Annotated in this window: 29 protein-coding genes and 2 pseudogenes; 24 read left to right on the plus strand and 7 right to left on the minus strand. The window is 67.7% G+C overall.

From position 1 onward, the window contains the following. Window positions 1–138 precede the first annotated feature (138 nt). Window positions 139–1,368, plus strand: coding sequence for an acyl-CoA dehydrogenase family protein (locus tag ACIQZO_RS22675; protein WP_403628789.1), 1,230 nt, complete (start codon window positions 139–141; stop codon window positions 1,366–1,368). 49 nt (window positions 1,369–1,417) lie between these two features. On the opposite strand, the gene ACIQZO_RS22680 is transcribed toward ACIQZO_RS22675, so the two are convergent. Further along, the gene (locus ACIQZO_RS22680) at window positions 1,418–2,170 is read right to left on the minus strand and encodes a hypothetical protein (RefSeq protein ID WP_403628792.1); all 753 of its coding nucleotides are present in this window, start codon (window positions 2,168–2,170) and stop codon (window positions 1,418–1,420) included. 63 nt (window positions 2,171–2,233) lie between these two features. After that, entirely contained in the window at window positions 2,234–2,671 is a 438-nt protein-coding gene (locus ACIQZO_RS22685) for an SRPBCC family protein (RefSeq protein WP_403628795.1), read from the minus strand. A 152-nt stretch (window positions 2,672–2,823) separates the two neighbouring features. Here ACIQZO_RS22685 and ACIQZO_RS22690 point away from each other — a divergent pair, with 152 nt between their 5' ends. Next, window positions 2,824–3,009 carry a DUF5999 family protein gene (locus tag ACIQZO_RS22690; protein ID WP_403628797.1) on the plus strand — a complete coding sequence of 62 codons (186 nt, stop codon included), beginning with the start codon at window positions 2,824–2,826 and terminating at the stop codon, window positions 3,007–3,009. A 155-nt stretch (window positions 3,010–3,164) separates the two neighbouring features. Here ACIQZO_RS22690 and ACIQZO_RS22695 read toward each other — a convergent pair whose 3' ends face one another. From ACIQZO_RS22695 to ACIQZO_RS22705, 3 genes are all read right to left on the minus strand, one after another. After that, window positions 3,165–5,264 (minus strand): ATP-binding protein, encoded by a 2,100-nt coding sequence (locus ACIQZO_RS22695; protein ID WP_403628800.1) that lies wholly within the window; start codon window positions 5,262–5,264, stop codon window positions 3,165–3,167. Between the two features lie 62 nt (window positions 5,265–5,326). Continuing rightward, window positions 5,327–6,283, minus strand: a complete 957-nt coding sequence (locus ACIQZO_RS22700; protein ID WP_403628803.1) for a fibronectin type III domain-containing protein — start codon at window positions 6,281–6,283, stop codon at window positions 5,327–5,329. A gap of 345 nt (window positions 6,284–6,628) precedes the next feature. After that, window positions 6,629–7,801: a serine hydrolase domain-containing protein gene (locus ACIQZO_RS22705; protein WP_403628805.1), complete on the minus strand. Its 1,173-nt coding sequence runs from the start codon at window positions 7,799–7,801 to the stop codon at window positions 6,629–6,631. Between the two features lie 172 nt (window positions 7,802–7,973). On the opposite strand from ACIQZO_RS22705, the gene ACIQZO_RS22710 reads away from it, so the two are divergent. Continuing rightward, window positions 7,974–9,233 carry a sensor histidine kinase gene (locus ACIQZO_RS22710; RefSeq protein ID WP_403628808.1) on the plus strand — a complete coding sequence of 420 codons (1,260 nt, stop codon included), beginning with the start codon at window positions 7,974–7,976 and terminating at the stop codon, window positions 9,231–9,233. Then, the gene (locus ACIQZO_RS22715; RefSeq protein WP_403628811.1) at window positions 9,230–9,952 is read left to right on the plus strand and encodes a response regulator; all 723 of its coding nucleotides are present in this window, start codon (window positions 9,230–9,232) and stop codon (window positions 9,950–9,952) included. The genes ACIQZO_RS22710 and ACIQZO_RS22715 overlap by 4 nt, the downstream gene beginning before the upstream one ends. A gap of 90 nt (window positions 9,953–10,042) precedes the next feature. Here ACIQZO_RS22715 and ACIQZO_RS22720 read toward each other — a convergent pair whose 3' ends face one another. Continuing rightward, window positions 10,043–10,249, minus strand: coding sequence for a hypothetical protein (locus ACIQZO_RS22720; protein ID WP_403628814.1), 207 nt, complete (start codon window positions 10,247–10,249; stop codon window positions 10,043–10,045). A gap of 374 nt (window positions 10,250–10,623) precedes the next feature. Here ACIQZO_RS22720 and ACIQZO_RS22725 point away from each other — a divergent pair, with 374 nt between their 5' ends. The 17 genes and pseudogenes from ACIQZO_RS22725 (at window position 10,624) to ACIQZO_RS22805 (ending at window position 21,952) form a co-directional block, all read left to right on the plus strand. Next, on the plus strand, window positions 10,624–12,345 hold the full coding sequence (locus ACIQZO_RS22725; RefSeq protein WP_403628817.1) for a tetratricopeptide repeat protein: 1,722 nt from the start codon (window positions 10,624–10,626) through the stop codon (window positions 12,343–12,345). Window positions 12,346–12,365: 20 nt separating this feature from the next. Continuing rightward, window positions 12,366–12,560, plus strand: a complete 195-nt coding sequence (locus ACIQZO_RS22730) for a hypothetical protein (RefSeq protein ID WP_403628819.1) — start codon at window positions 12,366–12,368, stop codon at window positions 12,558–12,560. 130 nt (window positions 12,561–12,690) lie between these two features. Next, a pseudogene (locus tag ACIQZO_RS22735) lies at window positions 12,691–13,887 on the plus strand (hypothetical protein); the annotation flags it as partial. A gap of 282 nt (window positions 13,888–14,169) precedes the next feature. Beyond that, entirely contained in the window at window positions 14,170–14,673 is a 504-nt protein-coding gene (locus ACIQZO_RS22740; protein ID WP_403628822.1) for a hypothetical protein, read from the plus strand. Between the two features lie 188 nt (window positions 14,674–14,861). Next, window positions 14,862–15,197, plus strand: coding sequence for a WhiB family transcriptional regulator (locus ACIQZO_RS22745; RefSeq protein ID WP_403628825.1), 336 nt, complete (start codon window positions 14,862–14,864; stop codon window positions 15,195–15,197). A gap of 596 nt (window positions 15,198–15,793) precedes the next feature. After that, entirely contained in the window at window positions 15,794–16,594 is an 801-nt protein-coding gene (locus tag ACIQZO_RS22750) for a RecB family exonuclease (protein WP_403628828.1), read from the plus strand. Then, the gene (locus tag ACIQZO_RS22755) at window positions 16,587–17,021 is read left to right on the plus strand and encodes a hypothetical protein (protein WP_403628830.1); all 435 of its coding nucleotides are present in this window, start codon (window positions 16,587–16,589) and stop codon (window positions 17,019–17,021) included. Before ACIQZO_RS22750 ends, ACIQZO_RS22755 begins: the two co-directional genes overlap by 8 nt. Window positions 17,022–17,109: 88 nt before the next feature. Next, on the plus strand, window positions 17,110–17,409 hold the full coding sequence (locus ACIQZO_RS22760; RefSeq protein WP_403628833.1) for a hypothetical protein: 300 nt from the start codon (window positions 17,110–17,112) through the stop codon (window positions 17,407–17,409). Between the two features lie 21 nt (window positions 17,410–17,430). Beyond that, window positions 17,431–18,225 (plus strand): DnaB-like helicase C-terminal domain-containing protein, encoded by a 795-nt coding sequence (locus ACIQZO_RS22765; protein ID WP_403628835.1) that lies wholly within the window; start codon window positions 17,431–17,433, stop codon window positions 18,223–18,225. Next, on the plus strand, window positions 18,222–18,644 hold the full coding sequence (locus tag ACIQZO_RS22770; protein WP_403628838.1) for a RusA family crossover junction endodeoxyribonuclease: 423 nt from the start codon (window positions 18,222–18,224) through the stop codon (window positions 18,642–18,644). Before ACIQZO_RS22765 ends, ACIQZO_RS22770 begins: the two co-directional genes overlap by 4 nt. Before the next feature lie 47 nt (window positions 18,645–18,691). Next, window positions 18,692–18,886 (plus strand): annotated as a pseudogene (locus tag ACIQZO_RS22775) (CHC2 zinc finger domain-containing protein); the annotation flags it as partial. A 13-nt stretch (window positions 18,887–18,899) separates the two neighbouring features. Beyond that, the gene (locus tag ACIQZO_RS22780; RefSeq protein ID WP_403628840.1) at window positions 18,900–19,547 is read left to right on the plus strand and encodes a toprim domain-containing protein; all 648 of its coding nucleotides are present in this window, start codon (window positions 18,900–18,902) and stop codon (window positions 19,545–19,547) included. Beyond that, window positions 19,544–19,789, plus strand: coding sequence for a hypothetical protein (locus tag ACIQZO_RS22785; RefSeq protein ID WP_403628842.1), 246 nt, complete (start codon window positions 19,544–19,546; stop codon window positions 19,787–19,789). The genes ACIQZO_RS22780 and ACIQZO_RS22785 overlap by 4 nt, the downstream gene beginning before the upstream one ends. 10 nt (window positions 19,790–19,799) lie before the next feature. After that, on the plus strand, window positions 19,800–20,567 hold the full coding sequence (locus ACIQZO_RS22790) for a hypothetical protein (protein ID WP_403628844.1): 768 nt from the start codon (window positions 19,800–19,802) through the stop codon (window positions 20,565–20,567). Window positions 20,568–20,577: 10 nt separating this feature from the next. Further along, complete coding sequence (locus ACIQZO_RS22795) at window positions 20,578–21,180, plus strand: hypothetical protein (RefSeq protein ID WP_403628846.1); 603 nt, start codon at window positions 20,578–20,580, stop codon at window positions 21,178–21,180. Window positions 21,181–21,419: 239 nt separating this feature from the next. Further along, the gene (locus ACIQZO_RS22800) at window positions 21,420–21,785 is read left to right on the plus strand and encodes a DUF2493 domain-containing protein (RefSeq protein ID WP_403628849.1); all 366 of its coding nucleotides are present in this window, start codon (window positions 21,420–21,422) and stop codon (window positions 21,783–21,785) included. Next, the gene (locus ACIQZO_RS22805) at window positions 21,782–21,952 is read left to right on the plus strand and encodes a hypothetical protein (protein WP_403628851.1); all 171 of its coding nucleotides are present in this window, start codon (window positions 21,782–21,784) and stop codon (window positions 21,950–21,952) included. Before ACIQZO_RS22800 ends, ACIQZO_RS22805 begins: the two co-directional genes overlap by 4 nt. A gap of 225 nt (window positions 21,953–22,177) precedes the next feature. Here ACIQZO_RS22805 and ACIQZO_RS22810 read toward each other — a convergent pair whose 3' ends face one another. Further along, window positions 22,178–22,414: a hypothetical protein gene (locus tag ACIQZO_RS22810; protein WP_403628853.1), complete on the minus strand. Its 237-nt coding sequence runs from the start codon at window positions 22,412–22,414 to the stop codon at window positions 22,178–22,180. Window positions 22,415–22,762: 348 nt separating this feature from the next. Here ACIQZO_RS22810 and ACIQZO_RS22815 point away from each other — a divergent pair, with 348 nt between their 5' ends. The 3 genes from ACIQZO_RS22815 to ACIQZO_RS22825 all read left to right on the plus strand — a co-directional run bounded on the left by ACIQZO_RS22815 (window position 22,763) and on the right by ACIQZO_RS22825 (window position 24,352). Further along, the gene (locus ACIQZO_RS22815; protein ID WP_403628855.1) at window positions 22,763–23,617 is read left to right on the plus strand and encodes a hypothetical protein; all 855 of its coding nucleotides are present in this window, start codon (window positions 22,763–22,765) and stop codon (window positions 23,615–23,617) included. A 119-nt stretch (window positions 23,618–23,736) separates the two neighbouring features. Continuing rightward, window positions 23,737–24,021, plus strand: coding sequence for a hypothetical protein (locus ACIQZO_RS22820; RefSeq protein ID WP_403628858.1), 285 nt, complete (start codon window positions 23,737–23,739; stop codon window positions 24,019–24,021). 139 nt (window positions 24,022–24,160) lie between these two features. Then, window positions 24,161–24,352, plus strand: a complete 192-nt coding sequence (locus ACIQZO_RS22825) for a hypothetical protein (protein ID WP_403628860.1) — start codon at window positions 24,161–24,163, stop codon at window positions 24,350–24,352. The last annotated feature ends 11 nt before the right edge of the window (window positions 24,353–24,363 follow it).

Consider the following 24,363-nt stretch of genomic DNA (forward strand, 5'->3'; position numbering starts at 1 on the left):
CGGCGGTGGTCCCGTCCGGCGTCGTGGCCGGTGCCGACGGTGCTTGACAGTGCTTACTCGTCAGTAACATACTGTGGTCTTCGCATAGGTTACCGCTAGTAACCGGCGCAGGGACGAGTACAGACAGGTGGAGGGGACATGGCGGAGTTCACCATGGAGCTGAACGACGACCAGAAGCAGGTACGGGACTGGATCCACGGCTTCGCCGCCGATGTGATGCGACCCGCCGCCGCGGAATGGGACGAGCGCGAAGAGACTCCCTGGCCCGTCATCCAGGAGGCCGCCAAGGTCGGCATCTACTCGCTGGACTTCTACGCCCAGCAGTTCTTCGACCCGACGGGCCTCGGCATCCCGATGGCGATGGAGGAGCTCTTCTGGGGCGACGCGGGTATCGCGCTGTCCATCGTCGGCACCGGACTCGCGGCCATCGGCGTCGTCGCCAACGGCACCGAGGAGCAGATCGGCACCTGGATCCCGCAGATGTACGGGGACCAGAACGACGTGAAGGTCGCCGCCTTCTGCTCCTCCGAGCCGGACGCGGGCTCCGACGTCGGCTCGATGCGCACCCGCGCGGTCTACGACCAGGCCAAGGACGAGTGGGTGCTCAACGGCACCAAGACCTGGGCCACCAACGGCGGCATCGCCAACGTCCACATCGTCGTCGCGGTCGTCGATCCCGAGCTGGGCACCAAGGGGCACGCCTCCTTCATCGTCCCGCCGAACACCCCCGGCCTGTCCCAGGGTCAGAAGTTCAAGAAGCACGGCATCCGTGCCTCGCACACCGCCGAGGTGGTGCTGGAGGACGCACGGATCCCCGGCTCCTGCCTGCTCGGTGGCAAGGAGAAGCTGGACGAGCGCCTCGCGCGGGCCCACGAGCGGGCGCGCAGCGGTGGCGGCGAGCGGGTGAAGAACGCGGCCATGGCCACCTTCGAGGCCTCGCGGCCCGCGGTCGGCGCGATGGCCGTCGGCACGGCGCGCGCGGCGTACGAGGTCGCCCTCGACTACGCGAAGACCCGCACCCAGTTCGGCCGCCCGATCATCGACAACCAGGGCGTGGCCTTCCAGCTCGCCGATATGCGCACCCAGATCGACGCGGCCCGGCTGCTGGTGTGGCGGGCATCGTGGATGGCCGTCGCGGGCCGGCCGTTCGAGTCGGCGGAGGGCTCAATGTCGAAGCTCTTCGCCAGCGAGGTCGCCAAGAAGGTCACCGCGCAGGCGGTCCAGATCCTCGGCGGCAACGGCTTCACCCGCGAGTACCCGGTGGAGCGGATGCACCGGGACAGTGCCATCTACACGATCTTCGAGGGCACCAGCGAGATCCAGCGCCTGGTGATCGCCCGCACGATCTCCGGTATGCCGATTCGCTAGCAGCCCTGCCGAAGGGGCCCGGACCCGTGCGGGGTTCGGGCCCCTTCGCTCAGCGCAGGGGCGTCAGGCAGTTGAGGGTGCCGTCGGCGCTGTACTCGGGGTGGGCCAGGAAGTCGCCGGGACCGCACGGGCCGCCCGTGGCGGGCGACGGCCGGCGCACCCTGTACTCGGCGGACGCTGAGCCGCAGTCCGCGACGACGAGCTGCCAGTCGCCCGTGTTGCGCACGCACTGCCCGGAGGTCAGCGGCCGAGGGGCGTCGTCCCCGACCACCGCGCCGATCAGGATCAGGACCGGGATCGCGAGGACGAGCAGCAGCAGGGGAACGAGGAGGAGCAGGACCGGGGGCCGGCGCCACAGGGGCCTGCCGGGGTCCAGCGCGGGCCGGTGGCCGCCGGCCGGGGGTGCGAGTTTACGGAAGGCCGCGCGCGGGCCCAGGTTCATCAGCAGGGTCACGGGCGTGATGAACAGGGACAGCGGCCCCCACCAGCCCTGCCACAGGGTGTCCGACGACATCCGGCGGTAGGTCGCGAGCCCGCAGTCGCGGCAGAAGGGGCCGCGCAGGCTCAGGAACCGCATCAGCACGATCATGCCCTGGTGGCCGCGTACGGTCGCGTGTGCGGCCGGCCAGGCCCCGCACAGCCGGCAGCCGTACCGGCCCGGCTCCGGGTGGGCGCCGTACGCGCCGTACGGCTGCGGTCCGGCGTATCCGGGGCCGGACGGGCCGCTCCGGGGCGGGACGGGCGCGGTGTAGGGGTCGTACGGGCCGCCGTGCTGGGGCTGGGGCTGTGGCGGAGTGGCCACGGGGATCTCCTCGATCGGGCAGTGATCACCGGCGCGGTGATCACGGCACCCTAGCCCGCGTCCTCAGGGCCGCAGCAGCCGGGCGAGAGCCCGGCCGAAGAGCAGCCGGCCCGCCGCCGCGACCACCGGGTCCAGGGCGCGGGGGAGGCCGCGCAGCCGCAGGTCCTCGCGCCAGTGGATCTCCGAGCCGCCCGTGGCGAGGGCGTCGATCTCGATCTCTGCCCAGCCCGTCACCGCCCGGCCGCGCTTCTCGAGCCGGACCAATCCTGACAAACCCTCCGCGGGGGGTCGCCAGACGACGACCTCCATGCGGTCGTCGAACGTGATCCTGCTCACGCCCGTGCGGGCCGTGAAGATCGTTCCGACGTGCGTCGGCGGATCCGTCTCGATGATCGTCCGGGTGAGCGGGACCTGCGCGCCGTGGCGCTCCCAGTCCGTGAGCATCGGCCACGCCTCGACCGGCGGGAAAGACGTGCGGTGAATGATCCGGATAGCGGGCATGAGCGCATGGTAATCGGGCATACACACCCTGAACTGGACGGCGAATATGGGTTCCGTCCGGGGGCGGCGATCAGTAATACTCACCGCCACCGTGGATCGCGGATTCGACCGGGTGACCGGCGCTCCCGCCCCACTTCGCGAGGAGGTGCGCCATGTGCTCCCACCAGCCACCCTGCCCTACCGCCGACAGCGCCGATTACGACGCCGCCCGCATTGTGGCCTCTCACCCGGAACAGGGCTGGAGCCTGCTGTGCAACGGAGTCGTGGTGTTCGACGACACCGGTGAACTGCTCCCCGACAGCCGCACGGTGGAACCCCGCCGCCCGGCCCTGGTCTGAGCGAGGAGGCAGCATGCGCCAGCAGCTGATCCGTAAGCCCGTCCCCAAGCCCGCCCCCCGAGACCTGGACCTGCGCACACCGTCGGGCAGAACCCTCCCGTACTGACGGGAGCCCAGGATCCAGGCATTCCAGGCCCACCGGCCGCCGCCACCAGTCAGCCGGTGGGCGCAGCCGCGCCGCCCATGAACGCCGTCTCGTACGCGGTGTCACCGATCGCCGCGCGGGCCTGCTGTTCGCCCTGGTCCCGCAGGGCCGTCAGCGAGGGCGAGCCGCCCATCTGCGGCCGGCCCACCGTGCGCCACCAGGCGTGCCCGGTGCCCAGCAGCCGTGCCGCCAGCTCCCCGTCGCCCATCCCGGCCACCGCCGCGGCCAGCAGGTCCAGGCCCAGCGCGATGCCGAGGCGGTCGCCGAACAGCCGTTTCCCGGAGAGCATGGCCCGAACATGCCGGGCGGCCTCCCCGTGGTCCCCCAGGCCCAGCGCGGCCACCGCCAGGACGTAGTCCGCGTACGCCCGCAGCCAGCGCTCGCCGAGCTCCACGCACGCCTCCCGCAGTGACCGCGCCTCCTCGGTCGCCTCCTCGAAACGCCGCAGGTCGCACAGGGCGTAGCCGGTGGCCAGCTTGCACAGGAGCCAACCGACCCCGCTGGTCCGCCCGCCGCGGCCGGCCCGGGCCCGTGGACCGGCGAGCTGCAGAGCCCGTACGGGGTCGCCGGGCATCATCAGTGAGACCGCGTGCAGATAGCCCGCGCGCTGCTCCCGCTCGGGGTCCGCGAGCCGGGCGGCGTCCCGCGAGCACGCGTCCCCGAGCCGCTGGGCCGCCTCCATGTCGCCCTGGAGCAGCGCGGTGAGCCCGAGAGCCCAGAGGGCCTGGTTGTGCGCGCTGCCCGTACGCGGAGCGGCCCGCAGGGCCCGTTCCAGGAAGCCGCGGCCCTCGTGCACGTGCCCGCACGCGAACCAGTAGAACCACAGCGCCCCGGCCATCTCCAGCGCCGCTGTCGGGTCCGCGGTGAGCAGGTGCTCCAGGGCGGTACGCAGCTGCGCGTGCTCGGCGGTGATCCTGCGGTACCAGTCCACCTGCCCCGGGCCCATCCAGCCCGGGTCGGCGGCCTGGGAGAGGGCCGCGTACCAGTGGGCGTGCCGGTCGGTGACGATTCCCCGCTCGCCGAGCTCGGTCAGCCAGTCCTGCCCGTACTCGCGGATCGTGTCCAGCATCCGGTAGCGGGCCCCGGCGCCGCGTTCCTCGGTGCGCAGGACCACGGACTTGGCGGCCAGGCCCGCGAGTACCCGCTCCACGTGGGCGGCGGGCAGCGGGCCGCCCGAACAGACGGCGCGGGCCGCCGCGATGTCGAAGTCGCCGGTGAAGACCGAGAGCCGGGCCCACAGCAGGCGCTCCAGCGGCTCGCACAGTTCGTGGCTCCAGCCGATGGTGGTGCGCATCGTCCGGTGCCGGAGCGGCAGGGCGGCCCGGGTGTCCGACAGGACCTCGAGGCGTTCGCCGATCCGCTCGGCGATGTGCTCCAGCGTCCACAACCGCACTCGGGCGCCCGCGAGTTCGAGGGCGAGCGGGATGCCGTCCAGGCGCCGGCACACCTCGGCGGCCACCGCGGTCCGTACGGGGTCGGTGAAGACGGCCGCGGCCTGCGGGGCGGCGGCCAGGGCCCGGGCCCGGAACAGGGCGAGGGCGTCGCTGTCGGGGCCCTCGCAGGGAAGCGGCCGGACCTCGACGACCTCCTCGGTCGGCATGCCGAGCGGCTCGCGGGAGGTGACCAGGATCGTCAGTCCCGGTGCGGACTGGAGGAGTTCACCGACGAGGTGGCGGCAGTCGGCCACCAGGTGCTCGCAGGTGTCCAGTACCAGGAGGAGCTCCTTGTCCGCCATCCACGCGCACAACTCCTCGTCGGGCGGGCGCGGGGAGTGCTCGGTGAGACCGACCGTGTGGGCGACGGTGGCGGTGAGGAGGCTCGGATCGCGCAGCGGCGACAGCTCCGTCCACCAGACCCCGTCGGGCCGCGCCGGGCGGGCGGCGGCGACGGCCCGCAGGGCGAGCCGCGACTTGCCGACGCCGCCCACCCCCGTGAGTGTGATCAGTCTTCGATCGCGCAACAGGACCTCGAGCAGTTGGAGTTCACGCTCCCGGCCGATGAAGCTCGCTGGTTCCGGAGGCAGGTTGCCCGGGACCGGGCGGGAGCCCGGCCCGGGGTCGCCGTCCGCGGAGTCTGCCTGATTGTCATTGAACGAGTACTCACCGAACACGGATGTATTGTGCGCGATCTTCCTGTGCGGCAATGCCGTTCAGGCCGGATCGGTACCTTCTTTCACACGACGAGGGTGATCCGCCGCTCCGCGGAGAAGGATCCCCAGTTGCCGTCGGGGAGTCTGGCCCGCAGTTTCACGGTCCATATGGTGCCGGCCGGCTCGGTCACCGTGACCCGGTGCTCCGCCCGGCCGCTGGGCACCGCGCCCGCTCCGAACTGGATGACAGTCGTGGGCAGTCCGTTGACGTACAGCTCGTACTCGGTGGTCTCGCGTCCGGTGGCCGGGGCGTTCCAGGTCAGCGTGACCGCGCCCGGGGAGGCGGTGGCGGCGAATTCGGCGGGGGCGGTGCCCGGGCCGTCGCCGGAGGCGGGCGGGGTCGTCACGTCCACGGCCGGGCCGTCGGGGGAGGAGTTGTCGGCCCCGTCGCGCGCCCGGACGGTGAAGGTGTAGACCGTGTCCGGCTGGAGCCCGGTCAGTGCGGTGCCGCTCTCGCCGGGGCCGGCGGTGTGGATGCGAACACCGCCCTGGTAGACGTCGTAGGCCGTCACGCCGGTGTCGTCGGTGGCCGCCGTCCAGGAAACCTGGGCGGACCGCGGGCCGCTCGCGCGGGCGGTGGTGGCGGCCGGGGTGCTGGGGGCCGTGCGGTCCTCGGCCTTGGCCGCCGGGGTGGTCACCCGGACGGCCTGGCCGGATTCGGAGAGGTTCCCGGCGGCGTCCTTGGCCCGGACCGTGAAGGCGTAACCGGTCTGCGGGGCCAGGCCGGTGACGTCCACCATCGTCTTCTCGGCCGGGAGTTCGCGGACCAGGCGGTCGGCCTCGAAGACCTGGTAGCCGATCACCCCGTCCCGGCCGGCCGCCGCGTCCCACATGACGTGCACGCTGGTGGCGCTGCCGGCCTGGGCGGTCAGTCCGCCGGGGGCGGGCGGGGGCTCGGTGTCGGGCGCGGTGCAGGCCGTGAGGGCGGTGAGGCTCAGGGCGGCCAGGCAGAGGGCGAGCGTGGGGGCGCTGCGTCGCACGGGGTGCCTTCCTCGGCTTCCTTAAAGGTCTAGACATATATGGCACGGCGGGCGGGAGCCCGGCAAGACCCTTGCGGCCGATGGCCCGCGTTGTACCCGGGTCGTGCCCTTGTCCTTGACGCCGGGGGAGGGGACCGCAGGGCCGCCTCTGTGCGGTCGGCCGTACGCTACCGATGCCCCGGACGAGTCCCGGCAGGTCGCCGGGCACTTGGCCCGAGGTGGCCACGGTGCCGCCGTGCTCCGCCAGGTGATCGGCCCGGTCCAACTCTCTTGGCCGGTGGCCGCACTCGCCGCGATCGCCACCGGACAGCACCCCGTTCCGCCTCGCCGACGACCCGCACCGGTTCAGCGGCACAGGGCTGTGTCCACGACCTTCTCCAGATGCCTGATGGGCTCGGCGGTGACCGGAATGCTGGTCACCGCGAGGCTGGCGGCACGGCCGTCATCGGTGACACCGCCCCGGGTCTCGTAACCGGCGATGTCGCCGCCGTGGCCCCAGTAGACGCCGCCGCACGAGAGCGGACGGCTCATCAACCCCAGGCCGTACCCCGCGCCGGTGTCCCCGACGGGGACGGTGGTGCGCATTTGGGCGAGCTGGGCCTCCGGGAGGAGGCGGCCGCCCAGGAGGGCGCCGAAGAACCGGTTGAGGTCGGAGTTGGTGGATATCATCTGGCCCGCCGCCCAGCCCGCGGAGGGGTCGATCTCCGTGAAGTCGCGCAGCGGCTCGTCCGCCGTCTTCCGGTGGTAGCCCTTGGGGTGGGGCTCCCGGATCGTCTTGTCCCCGGGTGCGGGGAAGTATGTGTGACGCAGCCCGATGCGCTGGATGACGCGCTGGTCAATCTGTTCGGCGAGGGGCCGGCCGGTGACCTTCTGGACGATCAGGCCGGCCACCACGTAGTTGGTGTTGCTGTAGGCCCATTTCTTGCCCGGGGCGAAGTCGGCCTTGTGCTGCAGGGCGATGTCGAGGAGATCGCGGGGTTCGAAATACCGGTCCGGAAGGACGTTGTCGTCGATGTGCAGCCCGTAGTCGGGAAGCCCGCTGGTGTGCTGGAGCAGCTGGCGGACGGTGATCCGATTACCGTCGATCTCCTCCCCGCGTACGAGACCGGGCAGGTAGGTGTCGACCATCGTGTCGAGGCCTATCTTTCCTTCGGCGACCAGCTGCAGCACGACCACCGCCGTGAACGTCTTGGTGTTGCTGCCGGCCCGCACCTGACCGTTGGCGGGCACCTTCGCTCCAGTGGCAAGGTCGGCCACCCCCGCCGTATAGGTGCGGGTACGGCCCGCACGGTCCTTGACGCTCCCCAGGGCGGCGGGCTGGCCGTCGGCGCGCACCATGGCGTCCAGGCCCTGCTGGACGGTGTCCCGCCCGGCGGCAGCGGCATACGCCGCGGGCGGGGCCAGGGTGCCCGTCGTGATCACGGCGACGGCCAGAGCGGCCGCTGCCGACACGGCCACGCAGCGGCCGCCGCGCTGCCGCCGGTCCGGGAGAGAGTTCTGCGATGCCTGCTCACGCATGATGCAACTCCTGAGGAGAGGTGGGGAATGAGCCGGCCGCGGTTCCTGTCGGCGACCGGTTGACACGATCATGGGCTCGGAGGACCCGGCCGCACATCGCGGGAAAGCGGGAGAAGTACCTCCCTCGATCGGGGGAGGCCGGCGCCGGGGTGCCCGGCCATACTGGCCGCTTATGATCAAGAAATTCCGGCCGCTGCTGCGCGGCTCCACGTATTCGGGTGCGCTGTTCGCCTATTGCGGAGCGCTGGCGAGCCTCCCCCTGCTTCCCTTCGCGCTGCTGCCGTTGCTGGCGTGGCGATCGGCACCCGAGAACGTGCAGATCATCCTGGTCGTGCTGGTCTGGACGGCGCTGACCGGCGTGCTCGGGCTGGCCCGCATCACGCGCCGGGTACTGATCGCGTCCGCCCGTCGCATGCTGAAGGTGCCGTTGAGCCCGCCCGTCACCGGAGGGGCGACGACCGGGCAGGCTCCTACCGTCCCGTCAGGCGCCGATCGCTGGCGGACTCCGCTCTGGCTGCTGCTGCATGTCGCGCTGGGGTGGGCCGGTGCGCTGGTCAGCGGTGTCCTCCTCCTCGTGGGCCTGACGCTCCCAGGGGGCTGGCTCGGCGCCGAGGCCGAACTGAGCATGTTCGGCCGGTCGTTGCGGGTGACGGGCGGCTGGCAGAGCTGGACGGTCGCCCTCGGATGCCTGCTGCTCGCGGCCGCCACCTGTGCGGTGGTGACGACCGCCCTGCGACGGCTGGCTCCCGGGCTCCTGGGACCGTCCTCGGCCGAGCGGGTCGCTCTGGCGGCCGAGCGCGACCGGCGACTGGCTGAACGCAACCGGCTGGCACACGAGTTGCACGACTCCATTGGACACACGCTGACGGCGACCACGATCCAGGCCGCGGTGGCGGGTGAGGTGCTCGACGCCGACCCGGGAGCGGCGCGGGCCGCCATGCGCAGCATCGAGGAGTCGGCCCGGGCCGCGCTGGAAGACCTGGACTACGTACTGGGCGTGCTCCGCGAGGAGAAGGCCGAGGCGGCGCCCACCCGCAGCCTGTCCGACCTGCCCGAGCTGCTCGACCGGTTGCGGCACGCCGGAGCGACGGTGGAGCCGGAGCTGTCGGGCGACTGGACGCAGGTACAGGGGACACGCTCGCGGGCGGCCTACCGCATACTCCAGGAGGGGCTGACGAACGCATTGCGGCACGGGGCGGGCGGCCCCATAGAGGTCCGGGTGGCGGCCGCAGCGCGCGGACTCGAACTCAGCGTCGTCAACCGGACGGGACCCGACGCCGCCAGAAGTACGGCTGCCTTCCCGACGTCCGGGCACGGCCTGCCCGGCCTGGCCGAGCGCGTACGGCTGCTGCACGGGGAGATCCACGCCGGCCCGGACGGGCCGAAGCACTGGCGGCTGGCGGTCCGGTTGCCCGTACGGTTGTCGCCATGACCAGCTCCGACACGGGCGAAGCCGTGGCCACCGGCGCCGCCACAGGCGCCGGCCCCGTCGGTCCTCCTGTCACCCTCCTGATCGCGGACGACGACGAGGTGACCCGCAGCGGCCTGCGCACGCTGCTCGCGTCCCAGCCGGGGATCACGGTGGCCGGAGAGGCCGCCGACGGCGTCGAGGCGGTCGAGCAGGCGCTGCGGCTGCGGCCGGACGTGGTCCTGATGGACGTGCGGATGCCACGCCGCAACGGCATCGAGGCCACCCGGCTGCTGCTGGCCGAGTCGCCCGATCCGCCGAGGGTCGTGGTCATCACCACCTTCGAGAACGACGACTACGTCACCGCCGCGCTCAGCGCGGGCGCCAGCGGTTTCGTACTGAAACGCCTACCGGTCCGGCAGATCGCTGAGGCGGTGCGCGTGGCGGCGGCGGGGGAGGCGATCCTCTTCCCCGCCACATTGCGCCGGATGGTCACCGCCCGGCCCCTGAGCCCGACCGTGGCGCTACCGAGAGCCGCGCTGACCGGGCGGGAGGAACTGGTCCTGCGGCTGATGGCCACCGGCCTGTCCAACCCCGAAATCGCGCGATCGCTCACGGTGTCCCTGGAGACGGTGAAGACGCATGTCGGCAACGTGCTCACCAAGCTCGGCGCACAGAACCGGACCCACGCCGTGGTCATCGCCTATGAGTCGGGCCTGGTGGTCCCGAGGTTCACCGACTGACGCGACCCGCGACGGACGGGCCCCCTCCCTGAGCGCCTGTTCCGCGATCGTCGTGCACGGGAGAACCGGCGAGATCGGCGGCGCAAGGGCTCACTCGTGTCGGCCGCGGAGAGCCAGCGTGACCCGGGCGACGGAGCGGAGGATTTCCGCGCGGTCGCCGGGCCGGGCTCCACGCAGTGCTCGGCGTACCGTCAAGAGCATGGCGACCGCACGGACCCCCGCGGCCAGGAACGTGCCCGCCGCCTGAACGATGCACAGAATGAACAGGTCGAGCAGCAGGTGCGAGTCGGTCATCATCTTCTCCGAACGTGTGGAGCCGCTAAGTTGACCCCAGTGCAGCTGTCCCAGGTGCTGTCCAACGCCCCCCACACCGCGGAATGGACGAGCGGTGCCCGACACGGCTGGTCGCGGGCACGCACTGACAGCGCGCCGGTGGTGCACCTGTCAACTCGTTGCACAGCGGGAAGGGGAGGGAGCGATGCGATATGACGGACGACGAGACCACCACCGCGCTGGAGAAGAGGCTGTTCGACAACCTCCTTCGCGCGGAGCGGCTCCGTCAGCGATGACCGGCAGCGGTGCGACCCTCACTGAGGGATCTGGCCCGAGGCGCCGGGTGTTCCCACAACACCATTGACAACTGGCTCCGCGGAAGGACCCTTCCAGGGGATGTGGAGATCCTGGTCAGGGTCATCGGCGGTATCCGGCAGGCCGCCGTACGTGCTGCGGTCACCGACCAGGACGCCGCGCTGCTGGACGGCCATCGATGGCGCGAGTGGCACGCCGATGTCAATCGGGCCCGGGTACGGGATGCCGAACGTGAACGGCGGGCACGCAAGGCAATGGCTGACCTCGGCGGCGTCGATACCCGCGCACCTCGCGCTCCGCTCGCCGAGCCGCCCCGACCGGTCAGGCTCTGGACGGCAGCACAGTTGGGCGTGCACCCCTCGATCTCTGGCACCGGCGAGCACACACAGGGCTTCACGGTCCCGCACTACGTCGAGCGACCACACGACCAGGACGTGCGGCAGACCCTGCACCGCGCCCTCACGGGTGGAGAATCGGTGCTGGTCGTAGTGCGCGGGGGCTCCTGCACCGGCAAGACCCGATCCGCCTACGAAGCGCTCAACGCCGTCGGTGGCCTGGCGGACTGGGATCTGGTCCGCCCCCACACCCAGGGCGGCGCCCTGGAAACACTGGCCGACACCCGTTCCGCTCCGCGCACCATTCTGTGGCTCGACGACGCCCATCACTTCCTCTCCGGGCACCAAGGCGAGGAACTGGCTGCACTCCTGTACTCGCGTCTGTCGCGCCCCGGTCCCGCCCTGGTCATCGCCACCATGTGGGACACCTGGTTCGCCGAGCTCACCAGGGACTCGGACGACGCCGCACTCGGGGGCGCGGACCTGCGCCGGCACGTCCGGGCCCTGCTGGGCCACGCCACTGTCACCGTACGCATCCCGCCCCGGTTCGAACCGGACGACCTGCGTCGCCTGGATGCGCTGGGCAACGACCCGGCGCTTGCTGTGGCCAGACAGTCCTCCCGCGACGGGAAGATCACCCAGACCCTCGCAGCCGGACTGCAACTGGCCGACCGCTACGCCGCCGCACACGAACCACCCGCCTGCTACACGCGTGCCCTGGTCACCGCAGCCATGGACGCCTGCCGCCTGGGCTGGAACGCCCCGCTGCCGGACGGCTTCCTGCGCGACGCCGCCCCCGGCTACCTGTCGGACGACCAGCGCACCGCTGCCGGACCGGACTGGTTCGAAACAGCCCTTGCCGCCGCCCGTACCCGGGTGCAGCACGTCGCCGCGGCCCTCGAACCGCTGCCCCGGCCGCACGGAATGGGTGCTCTGCCGGGCGTGTACGCCGTTCTGGCCGAGACACGGGAACGAGCCGGTGACCACCGAGGCGCTGAGCAGATGGCCCGGCTCGCCGCCGAGGCCGAGGACCCCTCGGCCTACGCCATGCTGGCGTGGACGCGGGAGCGCGCCGGAAACCAGGAGAACGCCGTGCGTTTGGCCCGGCTCGCGGCCGCCGCCGGATATCCGCACACACTGCGAGAGCTGGCGGAGTCCCAGGCACGAGCCGGGAATCTGCACGGTGCGGAGCGCCTGGCCCGCTTCGCCGCCCGCGCAGGAGACCACTTCCCCCTCTACCGGCTGGCCGTAGCGCGCGAGAGGGCCGGTGACCTGGAGGGCGCCGAGCGGCTCCACCTTCTGGCGGCCCGGGCAGGCGCAGGAGGCGTGACTGACCACAGGTTCTGTCCAATGAGCCCGGTGACCCACTGGGACGGGGCCGTCAAGGACCGACCGCTCGTCACGGACGGTCAACACCCGTACGGCGGACACGTCTTTCGCCCGAAGGCACCCCCTCCTGCGCCACCATGACGGCGAGCAAGGAGGTTTCTATGGTGATTTCCCTCTCGGTGGTCGTCCTGCTCCTGATCCTGGCGTGGATCTTCCTGCGCAGCGGCGGGCTCAAGTTCTCGCACGCGCTCGTCTGCGCGCTGCTCGGCTTCTACCTCGCGAGCAGCAGTATGGCCGCGACCATCCACGACGGCCTCACGGCCACCGCGAACGTGGTGTCCAGTCTCAATCCTTGATCGACTGTTGCGCCTTCGTGAATCATCCGGACCATCCATGGACTCCTCGGGCAGAGCGATCTAGCGTCTGGCGGCGGCGCGACATCAGACGCAATGTCAACAAGGCTCGAGAGACATGGAGGAAGCCCGGATGTTCCGAAGATCACTGAACTGCGCCGTGCTGCCCGTCGTCGCCGCGTTCACGGTGATGTACGGCGGCTCGCCGGCCCAGGCCGAGGAGATACCCAAGGCCCCCGGCCACCGCCTCGTCACCCACTACGACGGCAGCCCCGCGGCCGCCGCCCCGCTGCCCGGCGAGGCGCCGCCGCAGCATCCCTTCCTCGCGCCCAACGGCCGCAGCGGCATGCACTCCGACGCGGCGGGCAGCGCCACCTCCCCCTGGTCCGGGCCGCTCGGCAGGAACCCGAAGGTGACCAGCGAGAAGATCGCGGCCCTCGGCGGCGAGTGCGCGACCGCCACCTTCGACTCGGGCGGCCGGCTCGTCACCGTGTGCGGCACCTTCTCCGGCTTCAAGGTCAAGCTCCTGGAGCCCCGTACGCTCGCCACGCTCGCGGAGTACCAACTCCCGCAGCGCTCTTCGACGGTCGAGGCGATCACCTCGCTCGACTTCGCGAAGATCTTCAAGGACACCTCGGGCGGCGCCTACTTCTACCTGGACAACCAGGACCGTGCCGTCCTGGCCGACTCCCGCCAGCACATCCTGCGCCTCGCCCACACGCAGAACCCGGACGGCAGCTGGAAGTTCACGGCCGACAACGACTGGGACCTCACCGGGCAGGTCCCGCACGACTGCGTGACCTGGACCAACCTGCGGCCCAGCGGCACCTGTGACCCCGTGACCTCCGTGATGCCCGACTGGGACGGCCGGATCTGGTGGGTCACCCGCCAGGGCCGGGTGGGCACGGTGGATCCGGCGACCTCGCGGATCCGCTCGATCCAGCTGCGCGGCGAGGAGATCCAGAACTCCTTCTCCATCGCCGAGGACGGCGTCTCCATCGTCTCCGACCATGCGCTCTACAGCTTCCGGGCCGGCGCCGACGGCACCCCCGAGGTGCAGTGGCGCCAGACGTACGACCGGGGCACGGCGTCCAAGCCCGGCTCCGTCAACCAGGGTTCGGGCACCACCCCGGACCTCTTCGGCCAGGGGTACGTCGCCATCACCGACAACGCCGACGACCGGATGAACGTCCTGGTCTACAAGCGGGGTGTGGACGTGCCGGCCGACCGGCGGCTGGTCTGCAAGGTGCCGGTGTTCGGCTCGGGTGCCTCGACCACCGACAACTCCCTGATCACCTGGGGCAACAGCATCGTCGTCGAGAACAACTACAATCTAGCCTCTGACCTGCGGAAATGCAGTTCCTAAGAGCCAAAGTTAACGACCCCGGAAAGATGCGTCAAGGCACACTCGAACACCAGATTCGAACACAGTTCCGAATTAACCGGAGCCCGATGATCCGGAATGTGGAAAGGTTGTAAGCGACTTGGAATCCTTCCCCTCTACGTGCGTATACTCGGATTGAACATAGACGCGATGGCACCTGGGCCAGCTTCATTGACAGCTTCCAGGCCTGCGGCTCGCGTCGTGTCCCCCGTCTGAGAGGCAGTACCCATGCCGGCCCCCCGCCAGCTCCCCAGTAGCGACGTCCTTCGGGCGCACCGCAACGCCGCGATGTCCTACGAGGAGATCGCGGCCATGTACGGCGTCACCAAAGGCGCGGTCTACTGGCAGCTCCAGGCGTCGGGGCAGACGAAGACGCGCCCGAACCACAAGCGATACATCCCGTGGACGGTCAAGGCTGAGCACGCTCACGCGCGCCCGGTGATGATGCTTCGCCTTCTGAGCCGCCGGGAAAGCGGAGACGAGACCATCCCGGACGTGAAGTCCCGGATGCTCACGAAGTGGTTGGGTGAGGTCCGGGAAGCCGACGTGGTCGTCTGCTACGACCGGAACATGCCCCCGAACCCGGCTTCGCCGAGCACGGGCGGCTTCTACTACTCGAAGCGTCGCCCCGAGGATGGCGACAACGTCATTCGCTTCGAACCTGAGGGTGAGCAGGAGTCGGCGGGGGACGCACCTAAGGTCTTCGACTTCCCCGGTACTAGCAGTAGTTGACCTGACAAAGGCCGCCCTAACAATCAACATGGGCGGCCTTTCCGTTTCCCTGAAACTAGTATTTGACACCGCCAGGGGCTCAGAGGGACTATGGACCTGTCAGCGAGGGGGCCACAGAGCGACCGGCAATTTGTCGGGGCGTGACCGCACCGAGCGGCCAGAACACCCCGGCAAATTGAGGCGGAATCTTGAGAATTCCTTGCGAGGCGAATCCCGAAGTCTGGTTCTCCGAAAGTACTGCCGACGTCGATCAGGCCAAGGGAGCCTGCGGCTTCTGCCCGGTTCGCGCCGAGTGTGCCGAGTTGGGGGAGAACGAAGAGTTCGGCATTTGGGGTGGACAAACCCCCGAAGATCGCATTGCTACCAAGCGACTCCGGTTGATCATCCTCGAAGAGACGATCAATTCTCGCATAAGGATCATGCAGGCGGAGGGGGAATCCATCTCCGCCATGGCGCGTGAACTCGGCATGCCCCGCAAGACTTTGGCCGACCGACTTCGTCGGCTTGCGCGCCTCGCCGCGTAGCCCATCGGTCAGTGGACTAGGCCACTTGTAGTTACTGACGAGTCACTGAGGATCATCACAAAGCCGTAACAGGTCGGGCAGTCTTCAACCATTTGCCAAGCGGGACTATCCGTTCCGGTTACAGTTACTTATGCCGACCTAACAGCCAGCTCGGGCCCAGGCCGGATTCATGCGAAAGTGAAATGGTCCATGCCGCTGACGGATAGCTCCGCTGAGATCGACCTCAATGATGCTGGGGTGGACCTTCAGGAAATTGATCTTCTTTGGGACATCCCGCAGGTGCTGACTCTAGCGAGAGTCAGGTACGCCAACGGGACCCGGTATGAGTTCTCTTACTGTCGCAACAATGCGGAAGAGTGGGATTTCGAAGTGGCGCGAGAAATGGTTCCGCATGATGCGGTGCCCCTCCGGGGGTGGCCGAGCCGCACCCTTGGATGCGGCCACAAGGACGAGATCACCTCGGCCGCTTGGGCCTACAGCAGATAGTCACAACAACCACATACCTAGCGAAGGGGCGGCTCACCGGCCGCCCCTTCGCTTTGCCCTGAAGCTAGCATTTGGAGACTCGATTGAGTGGACCCGTCACCCATCGGTCCGTGTCGCAGTACAGCAGCTTCGTGCGGTGCGGTGAGGCGTACCGGCTGGAGAAGGTCGCCAAAGCCCCTCAAAATCAGGCGGCTTGGTTCATTCAGGGGACGGCCTACCACGAAGCCGTTGAGAAGTGGGAGAGGTCAAACCGGCGCCACGGGCCCGACAAACTCGCCGAGTGGTTCGAAGAGGCCTGGGAACGCGACATGGCCGCCGCCCTGACAGTCGAGCCCGACATCTCCCGATGGCTCACCGGAGGGACGACGAAACCTGAGACGGACATCAAGAACCGTCGCAAGCGGGGTCGCGATCAGGTGGAGGCGTACTTCGATTACGCCATGGAGGCTCCAGAGCGGATCTGGGAACCAGTCGACGGTATGCCGGCTGTCGAGCTTGGATTTACGCTCAACCTCGGCGGAATCGAGGTCCGCGGGTTCATTGATCAGGTAGTCGAGTATCCCGATGGGCACCTTCGGGTGCGGGACCTGAAGACCGGAACGCGCCTCCCTGATACGGCCTTTCAGCTAGCGATCTACGATCACGCCCTAGACGATCTCTTCGGCGTGAAGCCCGGCTTCGGGGATTACTTCATGGCGAAGAACAACGCCCCCACCGAGCCGAAGAACCTTCAAGACTACTCGCGAGAGAAGGTCACGCGGTGGTTCCGCAACATGGATAAGGCCGTCCGTCTCGGCCTGTTCCTCCCTAGCCCTGGCGACGCTTGCCGAACCTGCACGGTCCGGCGGTGGTGCGACTTCAACGGAGTTGACGCCCGTGAATACCCCTATGAGGAGAGTGTGAATGCCTGAAATCAGCGTGACCATGAAGGCCCACGCAGGTCATGACGCGTCCTGGGTCGTTGTGAAGGCGGGGAGCCTTACCGAACTGGTCGACGTGCTCGACGGTTACGGACGGTCCGGGGTGTCCGCCCTGATCGGCGAGGCCGTGACCGCTCTGCGGGCGGAAGAGATCCTTGGCGCCCAGCTCGGGGCCCGGCCGGTGACTCACCCCGGCCAGTACGACAACGCCCCGCAGAACGGCGCGCAGAGCGCCCCTCAGGCGCCTTCCGGCCCGCCCGCCGAACAGACCCCCTACGGCAACGCCCCGACGTGCCCGCATGGCACGAAGCGCTTCCTGGAGAAGCCCTACAAGAACAAGCCGGGCACCTGGAAGGCGTGGGCATGCCCCGCCCCGCAGGGCACCCCGGACGCGTGCAGCCTCGAATTCATTCGTTAGCTCCGAAACTAGTATTTGGAGCGGCAGGGGCGCGACTGCCAACCAACGCGCACCCCACCCGTTTAAACCCGCCGAGGGAGACACAGTCATGCCCACTCTCACCGCAGCAACCGCCAAGCGAAACAACGCCGTTGCCCAGGTTGACGCGAACGCGGACGGCGAATGGAAGGCCTACGCCCTCGGCTTCATCGCCGAACTCTCGGGCCGAATGGCCCAGTTCACGACCGACGACCTTTGGGACGCCGGACTCATCAAGCCTCGCGAACCTCGGGCCCTCGGGCCGGTGATGCGCCGAGCCGCGAAGCGTGGACTCATCGCAACCACGGGCGAGTTCCGGGCCAGCCGGTACCGCAACTGTGCACCCCTCCCCGTCTGGTCTACCGCTTAACAGCCCTTCGAGGGAGCACCCTTGTACACGATCGTTCGAGCTAAAGGCGACGCCGGGCAGACCGGCGAGCCCCTTCCCACTGTCTTCAAGACCTTTGCAGCGAGCACAGTTCACTTCCGCCGAGGGCAGTTCACCATCATCTCTGCGGCCCCCGGAGTCGGTAAGTCGGCCCTGAGTATGGCGCTTGCCCTGCATGCACGCGTGCCGGCCTTCTACTTCTCGGCCGATACGGACCCTCAAACGATGTTCGTTCGCTGCGCTGCGAACGTCTCAGGATGGTCGACCAGGGACATCGAGAACGCCATGGAACACGGCAGGACAAACGCCGTTGAGGCCCAGCTAGACGGCCTCGATCACCTGCGGTGGGACTTCACCGCATCGCTCACGATCGACGACCTCGAAGGCGAGCTGAAGGCCTTTGCGGCCACATATGGGGCCTGGCCCGAACTCATCATCGTGGACAACATCTCGAACGTCGTTCCCGATGCCGAGAGCGACAGCAGCTCGTACGTAGCCCTTGAAAAGGTCTGCGAATACCTGCATGAACTCGCCCGGACAACGGGCGCGTGCGTCGTCGCCCTGCACCACGTCAAGGGCGACAGCAACGACGGCAATGTCCTTGTGCCCCTGTCTCAGATCAAAGGGCAGATCGGCCGCGTACCGGAAATGATCCTCACCCTTCACCGGATCGGCGACGACTCCTCTCGGCAGATGGGCGTCTCCGTGGTGAAGAACCGAACCGGTAAGGCCGACGCGTCGGGCGCGATGATCCTCTATCTCGATGCGGACATGGAACGAATGCGGATCACCGGATGATCGAGATAGACGTGATCGGCACCCCTGCCCCGCAGGGGAGTAAAAGGCATGTTGGCGGGGGCCGGATGGTGGAGTCCTCGAAGAAGGTCAAGCCGTGGCGTATCGCGGTATCGACCGAAGCCCTGAACCGTACCTTCGACCCGTGGCCGTTCGTCGGCGTGTCCGTGTGGTTCCGCCTGAAGAGACCCAAGAGCCATTACCGCGCCGGCCGGTTCGCCGATCGGCTCCGGCCTGACTCTCCCACGTACCCGGCGAAGTATCCCGACGTTGACAAGCTCTGTCGCTCGACCCTCGACGGCCTGAAGGCCGGCCAGGCCTTCGCGGATGACGCCCAGGTGGTGAGGCTCTACGCGCACAAGGTCTACGCCTCGCGCGATGAAGAGCCCGGCGCACTGATTCGGATCTATCCCGTCCTTTGATTCCGCCACCCGCGCGAACCTAGTATTTGTAGCGTAAGGGAGGGCGGATGGAAAAGCCCCCAATCGCGGAAGTTCTGGAGCACTACGGAGCGGCTGACGTTCCGGAAGGTAGCCGCTTCCGAAAGATGAAGTGCCCGTTCCATGAAGACCGAAATGCCTCGGCTTCCGTATGCACCGAAGAGAACCGATTCCGGTGCTTCGCTTGCGATATCTCGGGCGACAGCTTCGACGTGATCGCAGACCAGGAAGGATGCCGTGACTTCTCTTGTACCCGAGCCTGCACTGAAAAGCTTCTTGGAGGAAGCTACGGCGCGGTATCAGGTGGCGCTAAAGAGCAGTACCGCCGCCGTGGCGTATTTGAAGAAGCGCGGCCTGTCCGAGGACAGCGCAGCATCCTTCAGGCTGGGATACGTCGAAAGCCCCTTGCCGGGGCATGAGGTAGCCCGCGGAATGCTCGCGGTTCCGTATCTCACCCGCGCCGGAGTCGTCTCCGTGCGCTTCCGGCGCTTGGGCGACGGGGACGGCCCGAAGTACCGCAGCGTCCCCGGTGACCCACCTCGAATCTTCAACGCGAACGCCCTCCTGGTGCCATCGGACCATATCGCCATCTGTGAAGGCGAGTTCGACGCGTTGGCCGCCAACGAGGCAGGCATACCGGCTGTGGGCATTGCCGGGGTGAGCGCATGGAAGGGCTACTTCGCGCGGTGCTTCAAGGGGTATCGGGCCGTCTACATCCTCGCCGACCAGGACGACAAGGGCCAGGGGTTGGAGTTCGCCGAGAAGGTCGCCGAGCAGATCAAGAACGCCCGAATATCTCCGATGCCTTCGGGCCATGACGTGAACTCGTACGTCCTCGAAAACGGCGCCGACGCGCTTCTAAACCGACTGGAGATCAAGCGATGACTTCGGAAGAACTGGCTGACTACGTAACCGACTTCATCGGCGAGTGCCGTTCGCGAATCCTCGGGGTCGGGGCTGAGCAGTACTCATGCGGAGAAATGCAGAAGTTCGAACTTCTCCCGCTGGTCGACCTGATCCGATACGCCCGGGAAGAGGCGCAAGACCTGGCCGTATACGCGGCCATGGTCGATATTCGCCTGTCTCGCCTCGAAGCCGCACTTCGAGCCCACCCGTCTACCGCCTGAAAGGCGCCAGTTGAAGCGCATTGTCGTCCTCTCGGACATGCAGATTCCCTACCACGACAAGCGGGCCGTACGGAACGTCCTCGGCTTTCTGGCCGAGTACAAGCCGGACGAGATAGCGAGCGTGGGCGATGAAGTGGACTTCCCGCAGATCAGCCGATGGACGCGCGGAATGGCTGGTGAGTACAAGGGTGATCTTCAGGCGCACTGCGATGCGGGCAAGCGCGTCTTGGCCGGCCTCCGGGCCGTACACGACGGACCGATTCACGTAAGCCGCTCCAATCACATGGATAGGCCACTTACCTACGTCCGAACACGCGCGCCCGGCCTTATGGGCCTGAAGGCCCTCGAAGTTCCCGCTCTCCTCGACTTCGAGAAGTACGGCGTCACCTACCACGAAGAGCCGTACGAGATTGCCCCCGGTTGGCTTCTCGCCCACGGTGACGAAGGTGCAAGCTCCCGGCTTCCCGGCGGCACCGCCCTAGCCCTGGCCCGCAAGTGGGGTTACTCGGTCGTGTGCGGCCACACGCACAAGCTCGGAATCCAGCACGAACACATGAGCGTGAACGGCCGGATTACTAAGGAGCGTTGGGGCTTTGAAGTCGGAAATCTCATGGATTTCAAGTCCGCCGGATACCTGAAGGCGGGGTCTGGCAACTGGAATCAGGGCTTCGGAATCCTCTACGTCGACAAGGGCCGCGTGACCCCGGCCCCCATCTTCATCAAGCCGAACGGCTCCTTCGTGGTCGAAGGCCGAACGTACGGCGCCAAGACTGCCTAGGAGACTCGCAGTGATTGACTGGACGAAGTACACGAAGATCGCCGAGGCCGTGGCCCGTAAGCTCGCAGACGAGTACCCGGGAATCGATGCCGAGGACATCCGGCAGCAGATTCTTCTTCACGTCTGGGAGAAGCGCAGTACGTACGAGGCCGCCGGCTATCCGGATGGTCAGCTTCGGAACAACTTCCGGAAGATCGGCGTGAGTTATTCCGGTCGTGAGCGCTACGCATATATCTACCACTCGGCAGAGTACGTTTACACGTCCTCGGAGATTCGACAGCTCTTCGACAGGGCTTTCTTTCAGCCCGAGTTGTGGGAGAAGGCCCCTACGCGGGATGACGGGGTTTCCATCGCGGCGGGGGGAATCGTCGTAGCCCTGTGGGACCTCGACCGCGCTTACAGCGCTCTCGCTCCTCTCGATGCTGCCGTGATCGCGAAGCGGTACGAGCTTGGGCATGCCCTTTCCCCTGCCGAGACGATGCGGCTTTCCCGCGCTATCGACAAGATCGCCCGAAGCCTGAACAACGGCGTGGTGAAGCGCCAGAACGAAGCGAAGGCGCACGGCTCCAACAACCGGGGCCAGACGATGAACGCCGACTTCGCGCCGGCCTGAAGCTAGTATTTGATCCCGCCACCCCGGGCGCCAGATACTACGAACGAAAGCGGGCGGGGGTCGGTGAATTGGCCCGGCCCCCGCCGTCCACGTCCCGAGGAGCCACTTTTGAAGCACACCGTTTCGGTACTTCTACTCACTGCCCTTCTGTCCATCGTTCTGGTTGCGGGCGCCCCGAATGCGGCTTGCGCGGTCCCCTCCGGCCGGCCCGCCCTGGCGAAGCCGGACGCGCCCCAGTCTTGAAAATCCTCGTCACCGGGTCCCGTGATTGGGTCGACGTCGAAGCGATCGAGCGTGAGATCTTCCGAGTCCTGTACGAGACCAAGACCGTGTACGGCGAAGCCGTCCTGATCCACGGGGCATGTCCAACCGGGGCCGATGCCATGGCCGCCCGATACGCAACGACCATGGGCATGCACGTACTTGCGTTCCCTGCACAGTGGGACCGGTGGGGGAAGAGCGCGGGATTCATCCGCAACACCGAAATGGTCGACCTCGACCCCGACGTATGCCTTGCCTTCATCCGCAGCAAAAGCCGCGGTGCATCCATGACCGCCGATCTCGCCGAGAGGGCGAGTATCGAGACCCGGAGGATCCTCGCATGAGCCCGTACCGCAAGGCCGCCGCCCAGACGGCAAACCTGATCACCGCCGCCGAACTGCTGCACACCTACTTTTCGGCCCTGACGGTCGCAGGGTTCACCGACGCCCAGGCCCTCACCCTCGTACGCGACGCCCAGGCCCACGCGCTCGGGGCCGGGGAGAGCCGGTGATCAGAGCGATCGTTGACAACCCGTACGCCTGTTGGCCGAAGTTCCCCCGCGTGATCGAGGCCGAGACCGAAGAGAGCCTCGATGGGCAGATCACCCGCTGCCTTAGGGGCATGAGAGCCTGGTACGCCGCAGAGAAGTACGCGAAGACCACGGTCGTCCGCGTCGTTGGGACGCGAGACGAGACCGCCGCCTACGTCCTGGGCGAGCATTGCTAGCGGCGTCTGGCTACCTCAGCCACTGACCGCCGCCCATCTCGTCTAGCCAGTCTTGATGATTCTGCTTGTAGAAGTGGGCGGCGAGTCCCTTGGTGGCGATGCAGTCCGGGCAGGTCACAGGAACGTCCCGGAGTTCCTGCTTTTGCTGCGACCAGGTTTTAGGCGCGGTGTCCGCCGGGCGGCTCGCGCCGCATTCGGCAGTTGTAGGGTCGGCGAACTTCCAACTGTGGGCGAAGGGGTCGGGCATGCGTGACTCTCCTCTGGTTGCGGCGAGTGGCATCGTAGCGACAGAGGGCTTCCCCCGATCGGCAAGTGCACCCGTATGTGGGCCCTTCGAGCCGTACCGCCCGAAGGGGGCCCGCCGGGCCAGCCCTGGTAGTCTCGAACGCGTTCCTTCCCCTTCTCTCGCTGACACGGTGAAGGATGGAACAGACGGCCCCCGCTTCGGCGGGGGCCGTTTTCGTATGCCCTGATACTCGCATTGAACACGCAGCGTTTAAACGTTGCGCCTCGTTCCAAATACTAGTAACGTCTTCCTTGTCAGCGAGACGGGGGCCGGATCAGCCGGCCGCCGAAGCGAGGGGAAGAGAAACAGATGAACGTCATCTCGGTCATGGGCGGCAAGGTTCACAAGCGTCAGGAGTTCGAGGGCTCCGAAGGCTCCTTCTTTCCGCTCTGCCGCACGGGCGGTATGACCAGCCAGGGCACGAAGTACAAGGGGACGGCCGCCGAGGTCACCTGTTCGGTCTGCCTCTCCTATGACGCCCCTGAGCCCGAGGGGAAGGAAGAGCCGAAGCGCGTCATCACCCGCGAAGAGTGGCTTCACCAGGCGATCGACGCCCTTCGCCCGAAGTTCGAAGAGATCGGCTTCCCGCTGCCGGAGAAGATCCACATCTCCGTCGGATTCGGCTACGGCGCGAAGCGCGAAAGCTCTGTCATCCTCGGCCAGTGCTGGCCGACCCCGCTTTCCGAGGACGGCGTGAACCATATCTTCCTGTCCCCCGAGATGGACGACTCGGCCCGCGTCCTCGACGTCCTGATTCATGAGCTGGTGCACGCGGCGGACAACTGCAAGAGCGGCCACAAGGGCGACTTCGCGAAGTATGCGAAGCTGCTCGGCCTCACCGGCAAGATGACCGCGACCGTGGCCACTCCGGAACTCGCCGAGACGCTGAAAGAGTTGGCGAACACCATCGGGCCCTACTCTCACGCGAAGCTCTACACCCGTGGCCGCCCGGTGAAGCCGGAGGAGCCGAAGCAGCCCGAGGCCCCCGAGGAGCCCGAAGAGCCCGCCGCGCCTTCCGGTCCGAAGAAGCAGGGAACCCGCATGATCAAGGTCCAGTGCTCTGCCGAGTGCAAGTGTGGCGGATATGTGGTCCGCACCACGGCGAAGTGGATTGAGGTTGGATTGCCGATCTGCCCCGCCGGAACGGTCATGGCGATTGCCTGATAGCAGGGAAAGCGGCCCCTTCGGGGCCGCTTTTCGTTCCCCGAAGCTAGTATTTGGAATCGCTGTTTAAACGTGCTAGGTTTCCCTTATCAGCGAGAGAAACCCGCCAGGGAGCAACAGTGAACACCGACCTTCGCCACTTCCCCCTCACTTTCCGTACCTATCGCATGTGCCGGATCATCATCGACCACTTCTTTGCGGTCGGCGCCCCTGCCGGCCTGGTCTACGGCAATTACCCCTTTGCTCACCGCGTGATGGATGATCTTTCCGCCGAGCTGGGCGAAGTTGGAGAGTATGAGACGGACGGGGCTCGCCGTTTCGGCGCCCTCTTGTTTGCGGTTGATGCAATGAAGGCGTACTACCCCGACCCGCGCGACCTCGGGTTCTTCATGCCGAAGTGCTGAATCGGCGAGCAGGGCGGCCCCCTCGGGGGCCGTTCTTTTTTCCAGTGCGTTTACACGTTGCATCGCACTCCAAATGCTAGTAACGTTCCCCTTGTCAGCGAGACGGGCTGGAAACTCCGGTCCGGCGAAAGGGGAAGCCATGCTTCACAAGTTCATCATCCTCGACGGTGGCGCCGATATCGAGTGCCAGAAGTGCGGAAAGGCCGCCGATCGGGGGCCTTTCGAGCTGATCGAAGAATGCCCGGCGCGGCTTGTGTGCGCGTGGCATGCGGCTTGCAACCAGGACCCGAAGGAGACGCACCGCTTCAAGTGGGTGCAGGTCGCGAGGTAGCGGGAAGGGCG

The sequence above is a fragment of the Streptomyces sp. NPDC097617 genome, assembly GCF_044761485.1.
Taxonomy (GTDB): Bacteria; Actinomycetota; Actinomycetes; order Streptomycetales; family Streptomycetaceae; genus Streptomyces.

What these genes read in the sequence shown, in the direction of transcription:
- ACIQZO_RS22675 (WP_403628789.1), top strand. Translation starts at nt 139, where the DNA reads ATGGCGGAGTTCACCATGGAGCTGAACGACGACCAGAAGCAGGTACGG.
- ACIQZO_RS22685 (WP_403628795.1), bottom strand. Translation starts at nt 2,671, where the DNA reads ATGCCCGCTATCCGGATCATTCACCGCACGTCTTTCCCGCCGGTCGAG.
- ACIQZO_RS22690 (WP_403628797.1), top strand. Translation starts at nt 2,824, where the DNA reads ATGTGCTCCCACCAGCCACCCTGCCCTACCGCCGACAGCGCCGATTAC.
- ACIQZO_RS22705 (WP_403628805.1), bottom strand. Translation starts at nt 7,801, where the DNA reads ATGCGTGAGCAGGCATCGCAGAACTCTCTCCCGGACCGGCGGCAGCGC.
- ACIQZO_RS22710 (WP_403628808.1), top strand. Translation starts at nt 7,974, where the DNA reads ATGATCAAGAAATTCCGGCCGCTGCTGCGCGGCTCCACGTATTCGGGT.
- ACIQZO_RS22715 (WP_403628811.1), top strand. Translation starts at nt 9,230, where the DNA reads ATGACCAGCTCCGACACGGGCGAAGCCGTGGCCACCGGCGCCGCCACA.
- ACIQZO_RS22720 (WP_403628814.1), bottom strand. Translation starts at nt 10,249, where the DNA reads ATGATGACCGACTCGCACCTGCTGCTCGACCTGTTCATTCTGTGCATC.
- ACIQZO_RS22730 (WP_403628819.1), top strand. Translation starts at nt 12,366, where the DNA reads ATGGTGATTTCCCTCTCGGTGGTCGTCCTGCTCCTGATCCTGGCGTGG.
- ACIQZO_RS22740 (WP_403628822.1), top strand. Translation starts at nt 14,170, where the DNA reads ATGCCGGCCCCCCGCCAGCTCCCCAGTAGCGACGTCCTTCGGGCGCAC.
- ACIQZO_RS22755 (WP_403628830.1), top strand. Translation starts at nt 16,587, where the DNA reads ATGCCTGAAATCAGCGTGACCATGAAGGCCCACGCAGGTCATGACGCG.
- ACIQZO_RS22760 (WP_403628833.1), top strand. Translation starts at nt 17,110, where the DNA reads ATGCCCACTCTCACCGCAGCAACCGCCAAGCGAAACAACGCCGTTGCC.
- ACIQZO_RS22770 (WP_403628838.1), top strand. Translation starts at nt 18,222, where the DNA reads ATGATCGAGATAGACGTGATCGGCACCCCTGCCCCGCAGGGGAGTAAA.
- ACIQZO_RS22785 (WP_403628842.1), top strand. Translation starts at nt 19,544, where the DNA reads ATGACTTCGGAAGAACTGGCTGACTACGTAACCGACTTCATCGGCGAG.
- ACIQZO_RS22805 (WP_403628851.1), top strand. Translation starts at nt 21,782, where the DNA reads ATGAGCCCGTACCGCAAGGCCGCCGCCCAGACGGCAAACCTGATCACC.
- ACIQZO_RS22810 (WP_403628853.1), bottom strand. Translation starts at nt 22,414, where the DNA reads ATGCCCGACCCCTTCGCCCACAGTTGGAAGTTCGCCGACCCTACAACT.
- ACIQZO_RS22815 (WP_403628855.1), top strand. Translation starts at nt 22,763, where the DNA reads ATGAACGTCATCTCGGTCATGGGCGGCAAGGTTCACAAGCGTCAGGAG.
- ACIQZO_RS22825 (WP_403628860.1), top strand. Translation starts at nt 24,161, where the DNA reads ATGCTTCACAAGTTCATCATCCTCGACGGTGGCGCCGATATCGAGTGC.